Below are 19,706 nucleotides of genomic sequence, written 5' to 3' on the forward strand. Positions count from 1 at the left end.
AAGCCCGGACTAATAAGATGGCATTGAAATCCCCCGCGTTTCGTAAAAAATTCCCGTTGTTGGTTACCGGCAGTCTGCTGGCCCTGCAACCTCTAGCCACTTCGTTCGTGGTCGCCGCGGAACAGTATGACTGCTCAGTCTCTGCTTCGGGTGCCTGGGACTGTGCGCCAAAGACGCCGGTAGCTGTTTTGCCGCCGCGTCCCGTCCATGACGGCAGCGCAGTCACAGCCAATGGCGAGACCGCACCGGCACCTGACGGTTCCAGCACCAATACCGGCGCGAAGCCGGCGTTGGTGACTGAAGCCAAGGGCCGCGGCCTGAAGTCCCGTAGCGCAGACTACAGTCACCTCGACTGGGTTCCGCGCGACAAGCTCACTGCTGCGCAGTTAGCTGAAACAGGCCCTTACTGCTCTGGTTCCTATATCGAACCGATTCGTCCTGGCATGAATGACAAGACGAATAAAAGTGACGCACCGACCTTTATCGGCGCCAAAGCTTCCCGCTATAACACCGAAGATCAGATCGGCACGCTGGCCGGTGACGTGGTCTTGCGTCAGGGCAGCATGCAGGCCGAAGCCGACGAGGCCAGCCTGTATCAGGCCGAGAGCCGTGGCGAACTGTCGGGCAACGTGCGCATCCGCGACAACGGCGCACTGATCGTGGGCGACCACGCCGACGTGCAACTCGATACGGGTGAAGCCAAGGTCGACAACGCCGAATACGTGATGCATAAATCGCGTATCCGCGGTAATGCGCTGTACGCCAAACGCGCCGAGAACGCGATCATCCGCCTCAAGGATGGTACGTACACAACGTGTGAACCGGACAGCAACGCCTGGCAACTTAAAGGCAACAACATCACCTTGAACCCGGCCACCGGTTTCGGTACGGCGACCAACGTAACGTTGCGGGTCAAGGACATTCCGATTCTGTACACGCCGTACATCTATTTCCCGATCGACAATCGTCGCCAGTCCGGATTCCTGCCGCCGACCATCGGCACGAGCACCAAAACCGGCTTCATGCTGGTGACACCGTATTACTTCAACTTGGCACCGAACTACGATGCCACGTTGTACCCGCGCTACATGAGCAAGCGCGGCATGTTGGTGGAAGGCGAGTTCCGTTACCTGACCACGTCCAGCGAAGGTCAGTTTGGGGCGGCGTACCTCAATGACGATGACACTGAGCGCAGCAAGCAGAGCGACTACCAACGCACCCGCTACATGTACAACTGGCAGCACAAGGGTGGTCTCGACTCGCGCGTATTCACGCAAGTCGACTACACCAAGATCAGCGATCCTTACTATTTCCAGGATTTGCAGACTGACCAGATCGGCATAAAAAGCGCGGATTACGTGAACCAGCAAGGTTCGGTGACCTACCGTGGCGACAGTTACACCGCCGCGATCAATGCCCAGGCTTACCAACTGGCCACCGTATCGAACATCACGCCCTACGATCGTCTGCCGCAGATCACGTTCAACGGCGCCCTGCCTTACCACCCGAACGGTCTGGATTTCTCGTACAACACTGAAATCGTAAGGTTTGACCGAGACCTGCAAAACGGTAACTTCACCAATGAAGACGGCAGCGTTTCTCCGCGTCTGGATAACAATGTCAACGGTCTTGCCCGAGCCACTGGCGATCGCCTGAACCTGGCGCCAGCCGTCAGCTTGCCGCTGAACTGGACTTATGGCTTCGTGAAGCCGACGCTCAAGTACCAGTACACTCAGTACCAGCTTGATCTAGACGGTACCGGCAAACAGGAAATCATTGATAACCAAGCCGCCGCCATTGCAAACAACACCAATTACGTTGGCGGTCGGTTCGGCAGCAATCAGAACCGCGGCGTGCCTATTGCCAGCGTAGACAGCGGCCTGTATTTCGATCGTAATACCCAGTGGTTTGGCAAAAACTATCGCCAGACCCTCGAACCACGGCTGTTCTACCTGTACGTCCCTGAGGTCGACCAGCAAGACATCCCAGTCTTCGACACCAGCGAATACACCTTCAACTACTCCTCATTGTTCCGCGACAATCGCTTCTCCGGTTCCGACCGCATCGGTGACGAGAACAAATTGTCCCTTGGCGTGACCAGCCGCTGGATCGAAGACAACGGTTTCGAGCGTCAACGCGTCAGCGTCGGCCAGGCTTATTACTTCAAGGACCGCGAAGTCCAGTTGCCGGGCATCGATCCAAAGCTGCGCTCATCGGCACAGTCCAATGTTTCGCCGTATGCACTGGAATACGAATATCGCTGGAACCGCGACTGGCGCACCACGGCCGACTACAACTGGGACCCGGACAGCCACAGCCCTCGCTCTGGCAGCGCGATGTTCCATTATCAGCCTGAAGACAACCCGAACAAGGTCGTCAACGCCGGCTATCGCTATCGCAATGACCAGGTTCGTTACGACCAGAGTACCGGCCAATGGACGACGGGTGGTGATTACGGCACCCCTGGCCAGCCTGGCTACGTGAAGGACTACTACAAGATCAAGCAGCACGACTTCTCCGTAATCTGGCCAATCGTGCCGCAGTGGAACGCTATCAGCCGCTGGCAATACGACTACAACCGCAGCCGCACCCTGGAAGCGTTTGGTGGTTTCGAGTACGACAACTGCTGCTGGAAACTGCGCGTGATAAACCGTTACTGGATTTCCTACGACGAGTTCAGTCAGGAAGCTCCGCAAAACGAAAAAGGCGACCACGGCGTCTTCCTCCAAATCGTTCTGAAGGGACTCGGCGGCCTCACCGGCGCCAAAGTAGAGAGTTTCCTCGACAAAGGCATTCAAGGTTATCGTGAACGTGAAGACCAAGCTTTCTGATTGTCTGCGCCCGCTGATGCTGGGCGCGCTGTTCCTGGGTACTGCCGCTAACGCCGCCGTACAGTCCATCGATAAAGTGGTGGCGATCGTCGACAACGACGTGGTCATGCAGAGTCAACTGGACCAGAGGGTCCACGAGGTTCAGCAAACCATCGCCAAGCGTGGTGCAGCCGTACCACCGACCAGCGTGTTGGATCAGCAGGTACTCGAACGCCTTATCGTCGAAAACCTGCAATTGCAGATCGGTGAGCGTTCCGGCATCCGCATCAGCGATGAAGAACTGAACCAGGCTGTCGGCACCATTGCCCAGCGCAACAACATGAGCATTGATCAGTTTCGCGCCGCCCTGGCTCACGATGGTCTGTCTTACGACGACGCCCGTGACCAGATTCGCCGCGAGATGATCATCAGCCGTGTACGTCAGCGCCGAGTGGCAGAACGTATCCAGGTGTCCGAGCAGGAAGTAAAAAATTTCCTCGCTTCCGACTTGGGCAAAATGCAGCTGTCCGAAGAGTTCCGCCTGGCCAACATTCTGATTCCTACGCCGGAAAGCGCTAACTCCGACGCTATTCAGAATGCAGCCAAGCAGGCAGATGCGGTTTATCAGCAGCTCAAGCAAGGCGCAGACTTCGGTCAACTGGCCATCGCCAAATCCGCTAGCGAAACCGCACTAGAAGGTGGCGACATGGGCTGGCGTAAAGCTGCTCAACTGCCACCACCATTCGATCGCATGCTGAGCACCATGGCGATCGGCGACGTGACCCAGCCGATGCGCACACCGGGCGGCTTCATTATTCTGAAGATCCTTGAGAAGCGTGGCGGTGAGACTCAGATGCGCGACGAAGTGCATGTGCGTCATATTCTGGTGAAACCGAGCCCGATCCGCGACGAAGAAAAGACCAAAGCCCTGGCTCAGTCGCTCTATACCCGTATTGAAGCGGGCGAGAATTTTGGCGACCTGGCTAAAAGCTACTCGGAAGATCCGGGTTCCGCCCTCAACGGCGGTGACTTGAACTGGATCGACCCGAATGTGCTGGTGCCGGAATTCCGCGAAGTAATGGCCAAGACCCCACAAGGTCAACTGTCCAAACCGTTCAAGACCCAATATGGCTGGCACGTTCTGGAAGTCCTTGGCCGCCGCGCCACCGACAGCACCACCCAGGCCCGCGAGCAGCAAGCGATGACCGTACTGCGTAACCGCAAATACGACGAAGAGCTGCAAAGCTGGCTGCGTCAGATACGTGACGAAGCTTATGTAGAGATCAAACTCCCTGGTGCAGACCAGGCAGTGCAGTGAAATCCAAGCGTTTCGCGCTGACGCCGGGTGAACCGGCAGGCATAGGTCCCGACCTGTGCCTGCTGCTCGCATCGCAAGCCCAGCCACACCCCCTGATTGCCATTACCAGCCGCGACCTGCTCATCGAGCGGGCCGCGCAACTGGGCGTGGCTGTCACTCTGTTGCCTGTCACGCCCGGGAACTGGCCTGACGCTCCAGCGCCGGCCAATAGCTTGTATGTCTGGGATACCCCGCTCAATGCACCGGTCATCGCTGGGCAACTGAACAAAGCTAATGCCGCTTTCGTCCTGGAAACCCTAACCCGCGCGGGCCACGGCTGCCTGGATGGACATTTCGCCGGAATGATCACCGCACCTGTACACAAGGGCGTGATCAATGAATCCGGCATCACCTTTTCCGGGCATACGGAATTTCTAGCTGGCCTGACTCATACCGAGCAAGTGGTGATGATGCTCGCCACACGCGGCTTGCGCGTGGCCCTGGTCACCACCCACCTGCCCCTGCGCGAGATTGCCGATGCAATAACGCCGGAGCGTCTGGAGCGGGTCACGCGGATTCTGCATGCAGACCTGCAAGAAAAATTCGGCATCGCCCAGCCACGCATCCTGGTCTGCGGGCTCAATCCCCACGCCGGTGAAGGCGGACACCTGGGCCATGAAGAAATCGACATCATCGAACCCACCTTAGAGCGCCTGCGCGGCGAGGGCATGGACCTTCGTGGCCCCCTGCCCGCCGACACTCTGTTTACCCCCAAATATCTGGAGCACTGCGACGCGGTGCTGGCGATGTACCACGACCAGGGCCTGCCCGTGCTGAAGTACAAAGGCTTCGGCGCAGCAGTCAACGTGACCCTTGGTTTGCCGATCATCCGCACATCGGTAGACCACGGCACTGCCTTGGACCTTGCCGGCAGCGGCAAAATCGATACCGGCAGCCTGCAAGTCGCCCTGGAAACTGCTTACCAGATGGCCGAGACCCGTTTATGACCGAGCACTATCAACACAAGGCGCGCAAACGCTTTGGCCAAAACTTCCTGCACGATGCCGGGGTTATCGACCGTATCCTGCGTGCCATCCGCGCCAAACCCGAAGACCGCCTACTGGAAATCGGTCCTGGGCAGGGTGCCCTGACCGAAGGCCTGCTCAACAGCGGCGCCCAATTGGACGTGGTGGAACTGGACAAGGACCTGATCCCGATCCTCAACCAGCAGTTCGGCAGCAAGAGTAATTTCAACCTGCATCAGGGCGATGCGTTGAAGTTCGATTTCAACAGCCTGAACGCCGCGCCGAACAGCCTGCGCGTGGTTGGCAACCTGCCGTACAACATCTCCACACCGCTGATTTTCCACCTGCTAAACAACGCGAGCATCATTCGCGACATGCACTTCATGCTGCAAAAGGAAGTGGTCCAGCGTCTGGCGGCAGGTCCTGGCGGTGGCGATTGGGGCCGTCTGTCGATCATGGTTCAGTACCACTGCCGGGTTGAGCATTTGTTCAACGTTGGTCCCGGCGCGTTCAACCCACCACCGAAAGTGGATTCGGCCATCGTGCGCCTGGTGCCCCACGCGGTGCTTCCGCACCCGGCCAAAGATCACAAGTTGCTGGAGCGCGTTGTCCGAGAAGCCTTCAACCAGCGTCGCAAGACTCTGCGCAACACCCTGAAATTGCTACTCAGCAACGACGAAATCGAAGCCAGTGGCGTCGATGGCAGCCTGCGCCCCGAACAACTCGACCTGGCCGCCTTCGTGCGACTGGCCGACACGCTTAGCGAACAAGTCCTACAGACACCCGCCGCCGACTGACAGGCGATAAGCGTTATCGGGTAGGACGCCAGACGCGATGTCTGGTTTACTACCCGATACTTGGCCTAGACTGAATTCCATCAGCTACGCCCCGCACCCCGCTTCGCTTTTAAGGCCTCTTGCATGTCCGATCCTCGTTATCAGGTCGACGTCAGCGTCGTCACCCGCTATCTGGCAGAACAATCGCAACCTGAGCACAACCGCTTTGCCTTCGCATACACCATCACCGTACACAACAACGGTGAGGTTCCCGCCAAGCTCTTGTCCCGTCATTGGGTGATCACAGACGGTGACGGGCATGTCGAAGAGGTTCGCGGGGCTGGCGTTGTGGGTTTGCAACCGCTGATTCAGGCGGGCGACAACCACACCTACAGCAGCGGCACAGTCATGACGACTCGGGTCGGCACCATGCAAGGTACCTATCAGATGATCGCCGATGACGGTCAGCACTTTGATGCCGTGATCGCACCTTTCCGCCTGGCGGTGCCCGGAGCCCTGCACTGATGGCGACTTACGCCGTGGGCGACCTGCAAGGCTGCCTAGATCCACTGCAATGCTTGCTCAAGGAGGTCGCATTCGACCCTGCCCGAGATCGTCTGTGGCTGGTAGGCGACCTGGTCAACCGTGGGCCGCAATCTCTGGAAACGCTGCGTTTTCTCTATAGCATCCGTGACTCGCTGGTGTGCGTACTCGGCAACCATGATTTGCATTTGCTGGCGGCGGGGCAAAACATTGAGCGCCTGAAAAAATCCGACACGCTACGTGACATTCTCGAAGCACCGGATTGCAACGAGCTGCTGGGATGGCTGCGCCAGCAAAAGCTCATGCATTACGACGAACAACGCCACATCGCACTGGTCCATGCCGGCATACCGCCGCAATGGTCGTTGCGCAAAGCCTTGAAATGCGCGGCCGAAGTTGAAGCAGCACTGCGCGACGACAGTCTCTTCGCGCCGTACCTTGATGGTATGTACGGTAACGAGCCCACAAAATGGAACAGTGACCTGAGCGGCATTGAACGCCTGCGTGTGATCACCAACTACTTCACCCGCATGCGTTTTTGTACCCGCGAAGGCAAGCTCGACCTCAAGGGCAAAGAAGGCGCAGACACCGCTCCACCGGGTTATGCGCCGTGGTTCACGTATCAGGAGCGCAAGACCAAGGGCCTGAAGGTAATCTTCGGCCACTGGGCGGCGCTCGAAGGCCAATGCGACGAGCCAGGCATCTTCGCCCTAGACACCGGGTGTGTGTGGGGCGGCGCCATGACGCTAATGAACGTCGACAGCGGCGAACGCCTGCACTGCCAATGCGATGAGCACGGCCACGCCGCACCGCCAGCCACCCCACTTATTAGCGACCAAACGTCAGCCAGCGCCCAGCGCTAGGCTGCGCTTTCAGCCGAGCCAAAGGAGCCCGCCATGAGCGAATTCAAACGTATACCCCCAGAACAGGCACAAACTCTGCGCGAACAGGGCGCAGTGGTAGTGGATGTCCGCGACCCTGCGACTTATGCGGCACTGCACATTGCGGGCTCCAAGCATCTGGACAATCATTCCTTGCACAGTTTCATCAGTGCCGCGGATCTCGACGCACCGACCGTAGTGGTCTGCTATCACGGCAATTCCAGCCAAGGTGCCGCAGCCTACCTGATTAGCCAAGGCTTCTCTGACGTCTACAGCATGGATGGCGGTTTCGAACTGTGGCGCACGACTTATCCTTCGGAAACGGAGCAAGGCACTTCCGAATAATTTTTTGTAACGCGCAAGCCCCGCCCCCCGCGGGCTCGCGCGAGGCAGACGAACGGTCTGCCACAACTAATTACGCATTGCTCCTTTACCTCTCAGATTCCGAACTATCCTTAGCCTCAGGCCATCCAAAACAGGGGAGAGCCGGTACACCGGCGCGGGTCATCGGGAGTGGCTTTCAGGGCTGTAAGCCGTGAGAGTGTTCTGGGGGGTAAACAACAGCTGTTATTTCAGCTGCTTGCCAGCATCGACTGAATGACCCGGCGTCGGCTCCACGTATCGAGCGAGGTGACGTCATGAGTATCTTTAGCCACTTCCAACAACGCTTCGAGTCCACACGCCAGGAAGAACTCTCGCTGCAAGAGTATCTTGAGCTGTGCAAAAAGGACCGCAGTGCCTACGTTTCCGCCGCCGAGCGCCTGCTACTGGCCATCGGTGAACCGGAACTGCTCGACACCTCGGCCAACTCGAGACTGTCGCGAATCTTCTCCAACAAGGTGATCCGCCGCTACCCGGCCTTTGAAGACTTCCACGGAATGGAAGAATGCATTGACCAGATCGTGTCGTATTTCCGCCATGCAGCTCAAGGCCTGGAAGAGAAGAAACAGATCCTCTACCTGCTCGGCCCCGTCGGCGGTGGTAAGTCGTCCCTGGCCGAAAAGCTCAAGCAACTGATCGAGAAAGTCCCCTTCTATGCAATCAAGGGCTCACCGGTATTCGAGTCACCCCTAGGTCTGTTCAACGCCACCGAAGATGGCGCGATCCTAGAGGAAGACTTCGGTATTCCGCGGCGCTACGTCAACACCATCATGTCGCCATGGGCCACCAAACGCCTGGCAGAGTTCGGTGGCGACATCAGCCAGTTCCGCGTGGTCAAGCTCTATCCATCGATCCTCAACCAGATCGCCGTGGCCAAAACCGAGCCTGGGGATGAAAACAACCAGGACATCTCGGCCCTGGTGGGTAAAGTCGATATCCGCAAGCTCGAAGAATTCCCGCAAAACGATGCTGATGCCTACAGCTACTCGGGCGCTCTGTGCCGGGCCAACCAGGGCCTGATGGAGTTCGTCGAAATGTTCAAGGCACCGATCAAGGTGCTGCACCCATTACTGACAGCCACCCAGGAAGGTAACTACAACAGCACAGAAGGTTTGGGCGCGATTCCATTCACCGGGATTCTACTGGCCCACTCCAACGAGTCGGAGTGGCACACCTTCCGCAACAACAAGAACAACGAAGCTTTCATCGACCGGATCTACATCGTCAAAGTACCTTACTGCCTGCGGGTCAGCGACGAAGTGAAGATCTACGACAAACTGCTGTTCAACAGCTCACTGGCCAAAGCCCACTGCGCCCCCGACACCTTGAAAATGCTGGCGCAGTTCACCGTGCTTTCGCGTCTCAAGGAGCCTGAAAACTCGAACATCTACTCAAAGATGCGCGTGTACGACGGCGAAAATCTCAAAGATACCGATCCGAAGGCGAAGTCGATCCAGGAATATCGCGACAATGCCGGCGTCGACGAAGGCATGAACGGACTGTCGACCCGGTTCGCTTTCAAGATCCTCTCCAAGGTCTTCAACTTCGATCCGCACGAAATTGCCGCTAACCCCGTGCATTTGCTTTACGTACTGGAACAACAGATTGAACAGGAGCAATTCCAGGCCGAAACCCGCGAACGCTACCTGCGCTTCCTCAAAGAGTACCTGGCACCGCGTTATATCGAGTTTATCGGTAAGGAGATTCAAACCGCTTACCTCGAGTCTTACAGCGAGTATGGCCAGAACATCTTCGATCGTTACGTGCTGTATGCCGATTTCTGGATTCAGGATCAGGAGTACCGCGACCCGGAAACCGGCGAGATTCTCAACCGCGTAGCCCTGAACGAGGAGTTAGAGAAAATCGAGAAACCGGCTGGCATCAGTAATCCGAAAGATTTCCGCAACGAAATCGTCAACTTCGTATTGCGCGCTCGGGCCAATAACAACGGCAAGAACCCGACCTGGCTCAGCTACGAAAAACTGCGGGTGGTGATCGAGAAAAAAATGTTCTCGAACACCGAGGACCTGCTGCCAGTCATCAGTTTCAATGCAAAGGCCAGCAAAGAGGATCAACAGAAGCACAACGACTTCGTCACTCGGATGGTCGAGCGAGGCTACACCGACAAACAGGTACGACTGCTGTCCGAGTGGTATCTGCGGGTCAGAAAATCCCAATAAGGGAGCGGCAAGCGGCGCACGACAACTCTCTGCCCAACGCATGTTGTTTGCGTAATTGTGGCCATATGTCGCGCGCTGCTTGTTTCTGAAGCTTCTGTCTTGCAGCTTGAAGCTTGTGACTCGAAGCTCCCCGGAGGGCCTATGAGCTATGTGATTGACCGACGCCTCAATGGCAAGAACAAAAGCACGGTAAACCGCCAGCGATTCCTGCGGCGCTACCGTGATCACATCAAGAAAGCCGTCGAAGAGGCGGTCAGCCGGCGCTCCATTACCGATATGGAGCATGGCGAGCAAATCAGCATTCCCGGTCGCGACATCGACGAACCGGTACTTCACCATGGCCGGGGCGGCAAGCAGACCGTCGTGCATCCCGGTAACAAGGAATTCACCAGCGGCGAGCACATTGCCCGCCCGCCCGCAGGTGGTGGCGGCCGAGGCCCCGGCAAAGCGGGCAACTCCGGCGAAGGCATGGATGAGTTCGTCTTCCAGATCACCCAGGAAGAATTCCTCGAGTTCATGTTCGAGGACCTTGAGCTACCTAACCTGGTGAAGCGCAACCTGACCGGCACTGACACCTTCAAAACTGTTCGTGCAGGCATCAGCAACGAGGGTAATCCCTCAAGGATCAACATCATCCGCACGCTGCGGTCGGCCCACGCACGGCGCATCGCCCTGTCTGGCAGCAGCCGCAAAAAACTGCGTGACGCGAAAGAAGAGCTCGCGCGACTCAAACGCGAAGAGCCGGACAATTTCGGCGATATTCAGGAACTCGAAGTTGAAATCGAAAAACTAAGCGCGCGCATCCATCGGGTTCCGTTCCTCGACACCTTTGACCTCAAGTACAACCTGCTGATCAAGCAGCCCAACCCAAGTTCAAAAGCCGTGATGTTCTGCCTGATGGACGTGTCCGGCTCGATGACCCAGGCCACCAAGGACATTGCCAAGCGCTTCTTCATCCTGCTGTACCTGTTTCTCAAGCGTAACTACGACAAAATCGATGTGGTGTTTATCCGCCACCACACCAGCGCTAGAGAGGTAGACGAAGAGGAGTTTTTCTACTCCAGAGAAACCGGCGGCACCATCGTCTCCAGCGCGTTGAAACTGATGCAAGAGATCATGGCTGAGCGTTATCCCAGCAACGAGTGGAACATCTACGCGGCACAGGCTTCCGACGGCGACAACTGGAACGATGACTCACCTATCTGCCGCGACATCTTGATCAACCAGATCATGCCGTTCGTGCAGTACTACACTTATGTAGAAATCACCCCGCGCGAACATCAGGCCCTGTGGTTCGAATACGAGCGCATCGCCGAAGCTTTTTCCGATACGTTTGCCCAGCAGCAACTGGTCTCGGCCGGGGATATTTATCCGGTCTTCCGTGAACTCTTCCAGCGCAGGTTAGTGACATGACCGCCAAAGAGCAGAAGCGCCACCCTATTTCCACCGGCTCCGAATGGACGTTCGAGCTGATCCAGGCCTACGACCGCGAAATCAGCCGTATCGCGGCCCGTTACGCCCTCGACACGTACCCCAACCAGATCGAAGTGATCACCGCCGAGCAGATGATGGACGCCTATGCCTCGGTCGGCATGCCATTGGGGTATCACCATTGGTCGTATGGCAAACACTTCCTCAGCACCGAGAAATCCTACAGCCGCGGGCAAATGGGGCTGGCCTACGAAATTGTCATCAACTCAGACCCCTGCATTGCCTATCTGATGGAAGAAAACACCATCTGCATGCAGGCACTGGTCGTCGCCCATGCATGCTACGGCCATAACAGCTTCTTCAAGGGCAATTACCTGTTCCGTACCTGGACCGACGCCAGCTCAATCATCGATTATCTGGTGTTTGCCAAGCAGTACATCATGCAATGCGAAGAGCGCCACGGCATCGACGCCGTGGAGGACCTGCTGGACTCCTGTCACGCGCTGATGAATTACGGGGTTGATCGCTACAAACGTCCGTACCCGATTTCTGCGGAGGAAGAACGTCGGCGGCAGAAAGAACGAGAAGAGCATTTGCAGAAGCAGATCAACGATCTGTGGCGAACGATCCCCAAAGGCGCAGACAAGTACAGCGACAAGGACAACGCGCGCTTCCCCGCCGAACCTCAGGAAAACATCCTGTACTTCATCGAAAAACACGCGCCGTTATTGGAGCCCTGGCAGCGCGAGATTGTGCGAATCGTGCGCAAAATCGCTCAATACTTCTACCCGCAACGTCAGACTCAAGTGATGAACGAAGGGTGGGCCACGTTCTGGCACTACACCCTGATGAACGATCTGTACGACGAAGGCTTGGTCACAGACGGCTTCATGATGGAGTTCTTGACGTCGCATACCAGCGTGGTCATGCAGCCCGGCTTTGACAGCCCCTACTACAACGGCATAAACCCCTATGCCTTGGGCTTTGCCATGTACCGGGACATTCGACGCATGTGCGAACACCCGACCGAGGAAGATTACCGCTGGTTTCCTGAAATTGCCGGCACCGACTGGCTGTCGAGCATCAAGTTCGCCATGAGTAGTTTCAAGGACGAGAGTTTCATCCTCCAGTACCTGTCCCCACAGGTGATCCGCGACCTGAAGCTGTTCAGCATTCTCGATGATGACCAGAAGGACGACCTCCTGGTTCCTGCTATTCACGACGAGCCTGGCTATCGAATCATCCGTGAAACCCTGGCGGCGCAGTACAACCTGGGCAATCGCGAACCCAACGTGCAGATCTACAGCATCGACCGCCGCGGTGACCGCTCACTGACCCTGCGCCATCAGCAACACGACCGTAAGCCGCTGGCAGAGTCCACCGATGAAGTGCTCAAGCACCTCCACCGGCTGTGGGGCTTCGACATCCACTTGGAAACCCTGCAAGGCGACCAAGTGATGAAAACCCATCACGTTCCGCCCAGAAGCGAACACAGCGAAGGCGATTACGGTCGTCTGGACTTAGCCGTCATTCATCTTTGATCCTGTTTACGCCTCCGGAAGTTCGACGCAACGGTTATTCTGTCGAGCTAACGGAGGTTTTTTATGCAGATTTATAAAGTCGGTGGTGCAGTACGTGATCGCCTGCTAGGCAAGCCTGTCACCGACATCGACTGGGTCGTGGTAGGGGCAACCGCAGAAGAAATGCTCGCCCAGGGTTTTCGCCCTGTGGGCTCGGACTTTCCCGTGTTTCTTCATCCCAAAAGCGGCGAGGAGTACGCGCTCGCCCGGACCGAACGCAAAAGCGGACGCGGTTACGGCGGGTTTACTTTTCACGCCAGCCCCGAAGTCACCCTCGAAGAAGACTTGATCCGTCGCGACCTGACGATCAATGCCATGGCCGAAGACGCTCAGCAAAACCTGACCGACCCTTACCAAGGTCAACGCGACCTTGAGGCCCGAGTGCTTCGTCATGTATCGCCCGCTTTCGCAGAAGATCCACTGCGAGTCTTGCGCGTTGCACGCTTTGCCGCTCGTTACGCAGCACTGGGTTTTAACGTCGCCCCCGAGACGCTGGAACTGATGCGTCAACTCAGCGATTCTGGGGAATTGGAGGCACTGACCGCAGAACGCAGCTGGAAAGAGATCGCTCGCGCCTTGATGGAAGACCAGCCACAGGTGTTTATCGAGGTCCTGCGTGCGTGCGGCGCACTCAAGGTGTTGATGCCGGAAATCGACGCTTTGTTCGGCGTACCACAACCGGAGGCCCATCACCCGGAAATCGATACCGGCGTACACACCTTGAGCGTGCTGGAGCAAGCAGCGCGGCACAAACAACCGCTGACGGTACGCTGGGCCTGCCTGCTGCATGACTTGGGCAAAGGACTCACGCCCGAGGAGGAATGGCCACGGCACATCGCCCACGAGCACAAGGGCCTGAAGCTGATCAAAGCGGTCAACGAACGATTCAAGGCGCCGAAGGACTGCCAGGAACTAGCGTTGCTGGTAGGCCAATACCACACTCATGGCCATCGCGCCCTGGAGCTCAAACCGTCGACGCTGCTCGAGCTACTGCAGAGCTTCGACGTGTACCGGCGACCGCAGCGATTTGAAGAGTTTATTTCGGCGTGCGAAATGGATGCTCGGGGACGCAAGGGCCTTGAGCAAAGAAGTTATCCCCAGGCGGATTATTTGCGCGGAGCGGCGAATGCGGCGCGAACCGTCGCGGTTCAACCGTTACTGGAAAAGGGATTTAAGGGGCCTGAGTTGGGGGAGGCGATTAAGCGTGAGCGGCTTAAGGCGTTGAAGGCTTACAAAGAGACGACGCCTGCCTGAAAAGCTCCGCGGGCGAGCGCTCGCGGGGCCGCTCAATCCTCTGGGACCAAGCCTGCTCGCGAACCCATCTCACAATAAATTCAAAGGCGTGAGTGGCTTGCCACGCCACTCGAATGCCACTGGCGCCAGCACCTGCTCAATCTGCGCCTCGCCCCACAAGGTCGCAAAGCTCTTGCCCACGCCTGGGTGCTCCCTGTCCGGCGCAATCAACGACAACGGCCATAACACAAAGGCGTTTTTCAGAATTTCCGCCCGAGGCAGGACCAAGCCATCGAAGTTGCCCACAAGGTCACCGAACAACAGGACATCGATGTCCAGCGGCAAACCCTTGCGGTCTGGCGCATAGCGACCATTGTCCGCCTCAATCAATTTCAATCGCCGGTCCAGCTCCACCAATGACAAATCAGTGAAGGCCGACACCACAAAGTTGAAGAACGGCCCGCTCTTGATCCCCACTGGCTGGCTTTCAAACACCGCCGAGCACTGTATATCCACCAGAAAATCCGCAAGGGCTTCCAGGCCGGCGTACAAATGGGATTCACGCTCGATATTGCTCCCGAGCCCGAGGTACACCTGAGTCAGCGACATCCGCGCTCGATCTCCACGCCCACACCACCCGTGGCCGCCGGCACTGCGCCCGGCTTGGTCAATTTAAGGCGAATCCAAGTGATGTTGAACTCACTCATCAATACTTGCACCAGGCGCTCGGCAAACGTTTCCACCAACTGAAACTGCGCTTGCTCGGCAAAGACCTGAATACGCGATGAAACACTCGCATAGTCGAGTGCCAAGGTCAGGTCGTCACCGGCCGCTGCCGGGCGATTATCCCAAGCGAAGCTCAGATCAAGTCGCAGGCACTGTCGGATGTCTCGCTCCCAGTCGTAGGCACCTATGACGGTGTCAACTTCCAGGCCCTCGATAAACACTCTGTCCAAGCACTCTTCTCCACTGCACGACAAGGGCGCAATGCGCCGTTAGAATCAGGGCGTCCTCGCCCGGAATAGTTAGCATGTTTTGGTTACTGGCGACTCTCGCCTACCTGCTTGGCTCTCTGTCCTTCGCCATTTTGCTCAGCCGCCTGACCGGTAATCCGGATCCGCGAATGAGTGGCTCGGGCAATGCGGGTGCTACCAATATGTTGCGCCTGGCCGGCAAGAAGCTCGCCGTCCTGACCCTGATCGGAGACCTCTGCAAAGGCCTGATGCCGGTGCTGATCGCCGGCGCTGCCAACCTTTCGCTACAAGAACAGGCCTGGATCGGCGTCTGCGCCGTCATGGGCCACCTGTACCCGCTGTATTTCCGCTTTCATGGCGGCAAGGGTGTCGCCACCGCTGCCGGCATGCTGCTGGGCCTTTACCCACCCGCAGCCTTGCTGGCGGTCTGCGCCTGGCTGCTGACGTTCTATCTGACCCGCACCAGCTCGCTCGCCGCACTGATCGCCACACCGCTGACTCTGCCATTGCTCGCCTGGCAAGAACCGGCCGCGCTGCTGCCCATGAGCGCACTCACGGGCCTGATCGTCTGGCGCCACCGCGGCAATCTACGCGACCTGTTTGCCGGGCGCGAACGGCATTTTTAAATACCACTCGTAAGTGCCACCGATCACAAGGCCGACAATTGCTCCATCGGCCAGCGCGCCTGCACGCTAATCGCCAAGCTTTCGTGCTGACCGGCCTGCAAGCGCTGGCAGCCGGCAAACGCAATCATGGCGCCGTTGTCGGTACAGAACTCGGGGCGGGCATAAAACACATCGCCCTTCATGTCGCCGAGCATTTTCTCCAACGAAACACGCAAAGCCTTGTTGGCGCTGACGCCCCCAGCGATCACCAGACGCTTCATGCCGGCCTGTTTGAGAGCACGCTTGCACTTGATGGTCAAAGTCTCCACCACGGCCTGCTGGAACGCCAGCGCGATGTCGCAACGGGCTTGCTCACCGTCGTCCCCGACGCTGACGCACTGCTGCCAAGTATTCAGGGCAAAGGTTTTCAAGCCGCTGAAGCTGAAAGCCAAGCCTGGACGGTCGCACATCGGACGTGGAAAAAGGAAACGCCCTACAACCCCCTGCTCTGCCAGGCGAGCGATTTCGGGACCACCCGGATAATTGAGCCCCATCATCTTTGCCGTCTTGTCGAACGCCTCGCCGGCCGCATCATCGAGCGTCTCGCCCAACAACGTGTATTGGCCGATCCCATCGACCTGAACCAACTGCGTATGCCCCCCTGAAACCAACAAAGCGACGAACGGGAATTCGGGCGGTTGCGACTCAAGCATCGGCGCTAGCAAATGGCCTTCCATGTGATGCACACCCAAGGCCGGAATACCCCAGGCAAAAGCCAACGCCTGAGCACAGGAAGCCCCCACCAGCAGCGCACCGACCAGTCCGGGACCGGCGGTATAAGCGATGGCGTCGATCTCGGTAGGCACACAGTCAGCCTCCGCCAACACCTGACGAATCAAGGGCAGCATGCGTTTGACGTGATCACGCGAGGCCAGCTCCGGCACCACGCCACCATAGGCACGATGGAGATCGATCTGACTGAACAGCGCGTCGGCCAGCAGACCTCGCTCACTGTCGTAAAGTGCGACACCGGTTTCGTCGCAAGAGGTTTCTAATCCCAGTACTAGCATGGGTTTACGCCTTGTTTAGGCTGAATTCGAAGGCGCGCATAATAGTCGCCATGGGATGCCCCGACTAGCGGTTTTCGATCAGAGGCTTTGCATTCCGGTCAATGAGGGGTTAACATCCGCAACCCTTAAAAACCGACGTCTTCAAGTGCTCTTTTGCCGCGAGGATGTTGACCCCGGTAATGAATGAAGGTAGCTCTGGATGCCAGCCGTCAAAGTAAAAGAGAACGAACCCTTCGACGTAGCTCTGCGTCGTTTCAAGCGCTCCTGCGAAAAAGCCGGTGTACTGGCTGAAGTTCGTAGCCGCGAATTCTACGAGAAGCCAACTTCTGAGCGTAAGCGTAAAGCAGCAGCCGCTGTTAAGCGTCACGCCAAGAAAGTACAGCGCGAACAGCGCCGTGCCGTTCGTCTGTACTAATACACAGACGTTCGTAGCAAGCTTCTGCCAAGCCCGGCCCTCAGCCGGGCTAATGGCATTTTCGGAAAACGCTTGATGCTTCACCGTCAAAGCCGCAGACGCGACCGAGACACATCTGCTTCACAGCGTCAGACCTGGCTCTTTTGCCAGCGGTGCACGTCTTTTCTGACGAGCCTTCCAAGGCTACTGACGAGCACATCCACTGATTCCTCTCACGACGATCAGCCCAAGGCACCAGCATGCGTGCCAGATTATGAGCTATCCGAGGCCATCGATTGGCCGTAGCGGATTTCAGCGCAACACTTTCATAGCGTCGAATACTGATCAGCACTAACGTCAGTGGATTTTCGGCAGATACACTTCCCGACAGCGATTACGCAGACGACACTGGTCGAGCCGCACACTGTGCGTGCCTCAGACAATGACCCGCGTTCGCCAGCCCATCGCCGGGATCCAATTCATCGCAGATGACGAGAACGCCATGGCCGGGCTAATTCCCCAGAGCTTCATTGACGACCTTCTGAACCGCACCGACATAGTCGACGTGGTCAGCTCGCGCCTGCAGATAAAAAAAGCCGGCAAGAACTACACCGCCTGCTGCCCGTTCCACAAAGAGAAGACCCCGTCTTTCAGCGTCAGCCCCGACAAACAGTTCTATTACTGCTTCGGCTGCGGCGCTGGCGGCAACGCCCTCGGCTTCATGATGGACCACGACAACCTGGACTTCATCCAGGCGGTCGAAGAACTGGCCAAAGCCGCCGGCATGGAAATCCCCCGAGAAGAAAGCGGTCGCCCGCACAAACCGCGACAGCCGACTGATTCGCCGCTGTACCCGCTGCTCACCGCCGCCGCCGACTTTTACCGTCAAGCCCTGAAAAGCCATCCATCGCGCAAGGCGGCTGTGGATTATTTAAAAGGTCGCGGCCTAACCGGCGAAATCGCCAGGGACTTTGGCCTCGGCTTTGCTCCTCCGGGCTGGGACAACCTGTTCAAGCACTTGAGCAGCGACACGCTGCAACAGAAAGCCATGGTCGATGCAGGCTTGCTGATCGAGAACGCCGAAACCGGCAAACGCTATGATCGCTTCCGTGATCGCGTCATGTTCCCGATCCGCGACAGTCGCGGGCGCATCATCGCTTTCGGTGGCCGCGTTCTTGGCGACGACAAACCGAAATACCTGAACTCACCGGAAACCCCGGTATTTCATAAAGGCCAAGAGCTTTACGGTCTTTATGAAGCACGCAAAAACAACCGAAACCTCGACGAAATCATCGTTGTCGAAGGCTATATGGACGTTATTGCCTTGGCCCAACAAGGTTTGCGCAATGCCGTCGCCACCCTCGGCACTGCGACCAGCGAAGAGCACTTGAAGCGACTGTTTCGCGTCGTGCCCAACGTGCTGTTTTGCTTTGACGGCGACCAAGCCGGCCGCAATGCCGCCTGGCGAGCGCTAGAGGCAGCCCTGCCGTGCCTGCAAGATGGAAGACGAGCACGTTTTCTGTTCCTGCCAGAGGGCGAAGACCCGGATACACTGGTCCGCTCCGAAGGCACTGACGCCTTCCGCGCGCGGATCAACCAGCACGCCCAGCCACTGGCAGATTATTTTTTCCAGCAACTGACTGAAGAAGCCGACCCGCGCTCGCTCGAAGGCAAGGCTCACATGGCCACCCTCGCCGCGCCGCTCATCGACAAAGTCCCAGGCGCCAACCTGCGAATCCTGATGCGCCAGCGACTAAGCGAAATCACCGGCCTGAGCGGTGAAGCTGTCAGCCAATTGGTACACAGCGCACCACAAGAGGCGCCACCGGCTTACGACCCAGGCATCGATTACGATGCCATGCCGGATTACAGCGACTACCATCAGCCACAAGCACAAGACATGTATGCGCCGCAGCAGGAATGGACGCCGAAGAAACCCGGCGCCGGCGGTAAGAAGTGGGACAAGAAACCCTGGGACAAGAACGGCAAGCGCGGCGGCGGTCGTGATCAACCCCGCGCGCCGCGAGTGCCAGCAGCCGTAGAGCCGCCGACGCTGTCAGCCCTGCGCACCTTGCTACATCACCCGCAACTGGCCGAAAAAGTTGAGGATGCTGGGCATTTTGCTGCCGAGGATCACACCAATACTCAATTGTTGGTGGCCCTGCTGGAGGCGGTACAGAAGAATCCCAAGCTAAACTCATTTCAGTTGATTGCGCGCTGGCACGGTACAGAGCAAGGACGATTGCTCAAGGCGCTGGCGGAAAAGGAATGGCTGATTGATGGAGATAACCTTGAACAACAGTTTTTCGACACCATTACTAGCTTGTCAGCCCGCCAACGCGAGCGAAATCTGGAACAACTTCTTAGAAAAGCACGTCAAAGCGAGCTAAGTGCCGAAGAGAAAAATCAACTGCGCGACCTTTTAAGTCGCAATGTTTCCGCATCAAGCCCGACCTCAACTGGCGCGTGAGGTCATAGCTCAGGTATAATCCTCGGCTTGTTTTTTGCCCGCCAAGACCTTCAGTG

The 19,706-nt window shown here is 57.5% G+C and carries 17 protein-coding genes; 14 read left to right on the top strand and 3 right to left on the bottom strand.

The window, feature by feature from the left end; genetic code table 11:
• Window positions 1-17 precede the first annotated feature (17 nt).
• The 11 genes from RHM68_RS22890 to RHM68_RS22940 all read left to right on the top strand — a co-directional run bounded on the left by RHM68_RS22890 (window position 18) and on the right by RHM68_RS22940 (window position 14,158).
• A complete protein-coding gene (locus RHM68_RS22890; RefSeq protein WP_322219237.1) occupies window positions 18-2,831 on the top strand; it encodes an LPS-assembly protein LptD in 2,814 nt (937 codons plus the stop codon).
• Window positions 2,806-4,128: a peptidylprolyl isomerase SurA gene (surA, locus tag RHM68_RS22895; protein ID WP_322219238.1), complete on the top strand. Its 1,323-nt coding sequence runs from the start codon at window positions 2,806-2,808 to the stop codon at window positions 4,126-4,128. Before RHM68_RS22890 ends, surA begins: the two co-directional genes overlap by 26 nt.
• Complete coding sequence (gene pdxA / locus RHM68_RS22900) at window positions 4,125-5,114, top strand: 4-hydroxythreonine-4-phosphate dehydrogenase PdxA (protein WP_322219239.1); 990 nt, start codon at window positions 4,125-4,127, stop codon at window positions 5,112-5,114. Before surA ends, pdxA begins: the two co-directional genes overlap by 4 nt.
• Window positions 5,111-5,929, top strand: a complete 819-nt coding sequence (gene rsmA, locus RHM68_RS22905) for a 16S rRNA (adenine(1518)-N(6)/adenine(1519)-N(6))-dimethyltransferase RsmA (RefSeq protein ID WP_322219240.1) — start codon at window positions 5,111-5,113, stop codon at window positions 5,927-5,929. Before pdxA ends, rsmA begins: the two co-directional genes overlap by 4 nt.
• Before the next feature lie 123 nt (window positions 5,930-6,052).
• Window positions 6,053-6,433: a Co2+/Mg2+ efflux protein ApaG gene (apaG, locus tag RHM68_RS22910; RefSeq protein ID WP_322219241.1), complete on the top strand. Its 381-nt coding sequence runs from the start codon at window positions 6,053-6,055 to the stop codon at window positions 6,431-6,433.
• Window positions 6,433-7,314 (top strand): symmetrical bis(5'-nucleosyl)-tetraphosphatase, encoded by an 882-nt coding sequence (locus RHM68_RS22915; protein ID WP_322219242.1) that lies wholly within the window; start codon window positions 6,433-6,435, stop codon window positions 7,312-7,314. The genes apaG and RHM68_RS22915 overlap by 1 nt, the downstream gene beginning before the upstream one ends.
• Before the next feature lie 33 nt (window positions 7,315-7,347).
• On the top strand, window positions 7,348-7,677 hold the full coding sequence (glpE, locus tag RHM68_RS22920) for a thiosulfate sulfurtransferase GlpE (RefSeq protein WP_322219243.1): 330 nt from the start codon (window positions 7,348-7,350) through the stop codon (window positions 7,675-7,677).
• A 293-nt stretch (window positions 7,678-7,970) separates the two neighbouring features.
• The gene (locus tag RHM68_RS22925; RefSeq protein WP_054044143.1) at window positions 7,971-9,893 is read left to right on the top strand and encodes a PrkA family serine protein kinase; all 1,923 of its coding nucleotides are present in this window, start codon (window positions 7,971-7,973) and stop codon (window positions 9,891-9,893) included.
• Window positions 9,894-10,034: 141 nt separating this feature from the next.
• Window positions 10,035-11,306 carry a YeaH/YhbH family protein gene (locus tag RHM68_RS22930; RefSeq protein ID WP_322219244.1) on the top strand — a complete coding sequence of 424 codons (1,272 nt, stop codon included), beginning with the start codon at window positions 10,035-10,037 and terminating at the stop codon, window positions 11,304-11,306.
• Window positions 11,303-12,865 (top strand): SpoVR family protein, encoded by a 1,563-nt coding sequence (locus RHM68_RS22935; RefSeq protein ID WP_322219245.1) that lies wholly within the window; start codon window positions 11,303-11,305, stop codon window positions 12,863-12,865. The genes RHM68_RS22930 and RHM68_RS22935 overlap by 4 nt, the downstream gene beginning before the upstream one ends.
• A 63-nt stretch (window positions 12,866-12,928) precedes the next feature.
• Window positions 12,929-14,158 carry a multifunctional CCA addition/repair protein gene (locus tag RHM68_RS22940; protein WP_322219246.1) on the top strand — a complete coding sequence of 410 codons (1,230 nt, stop codon included), beginning with the start codon at window positions 12,929-12,931 and terminating at the stop codon, window positions 14,156-14,158.
• A 69-nt stretch (window positions 14,159-14,227) separates the two neighbouring features.
• On the opposite strand, the gene folK is transcribed toward RHM68_RS22940, so the two are convergent.
• Both folK and folB read right to left on the bottom strand, forming a co-directional pair.
• Window positions 14,228-14,746 (bottom strand): 2-amino-4-hydroxy-6-hydroxymethyldihydropteridine diphosphokinase, encoded by a 519-nt coding sequence (gene folK, locus RHM68_RS22945; RefSeq protein WP_322219247.1) that lies wholly within the window; start codon window positions 14,744-14,746, stop codon window positions 14,228-14,230.
• Complete coding sequence (gene folB / locus RHM68_RS22950) at window positions 14,737-15,093, bottom strand: dihydroneopterin aldolase (protein ID WP_322219248.1); 357 nt, start codon at window positions 15,091-15,093, stop codon at window positions 14,737-14,739. The genes folK and folB overlap by 10 nt, the downstream gene beginning before the upstream one ends.
• Window positions 15,094-15,167: 74 nt before the next feature.
• Here folB and plsY point away from each other — a divergent pair, with 74 nt between their 5' ends.
• Window positions 15,168-15,737, top strand: coding sequence for a glycerol-3-phosphate 1-O-acyltransferase PlsY (plsY, locus tag RHM68_RS22955; RefSeq protein ID WP_322219249.1), 570 nt, complete (start codon window positions 15,168-15,170; stop codon window positions 15,735-15,737).
• Between the two features lie 23 nt (window positions 15,738-15,760).
• Here the strand turns inward: plsY and tsaD are convergent, their stop codons facing one another.
• On the bottom strand, window positions 15,761-16,786 hold the full coding sequence (gene tsaD / locus RHM68_RS22960; RefSeq protein ID WP_322219250.1) for a tRNA (adenosine(37)-N6)-threonylcarbamoyltransferase complex transferase subunit TsaD: 1,026 nt from the start codon (window positions 16,784-16,786) through the stop codon (window positions 15,761-15,763).
• A 199-nt stretch (window positions 16,787-16,985) separates the two neighbouring features.
• On the opposite strand from tsaD, the gene rpsU reads away from it, so the two are divergent.
• Together rpsU and dnaG are read left to right on the top strand one after the other, a co-directional pair.
• Window positions 16,986-17,201 carry a 30S ribosomal protein S21 gene (gene rpsU, locus RHM68_RS22965; protein WP_002551877.1) on the top strand — a complete coding sequence of 72 codons (216 nt, stop codon included), beginning with the start codon at window positions 16,986-16,988 and terminating at the stop codon, window positions 17,199-17,201.
• A gap of 481 nt (window positions 17,202-17,682) precedes the next feature.
• Window positions 17,683-19,650, top strand: coding sequence for a DNA primase (gene dnaG / locus RHM68_RS22970; protein WP_322223913.1), 1,968 nt, complete (start codon window positions 17,683-17,685; stop codon window positions 19,648-19,650).
• Window positions 19,651-19,706 lie beyond the last annotated feature (56 nt).

The sequence above is a fragment of the Pseudomonas sp. DC1.2 genome, assembly GCF_034351645.1.
GTDB lineage: Bacteria > Pseudomonadota > Gammaproteobacteria > Pseudomonadales > Pseudomonadaceae > Aquipseudomonas.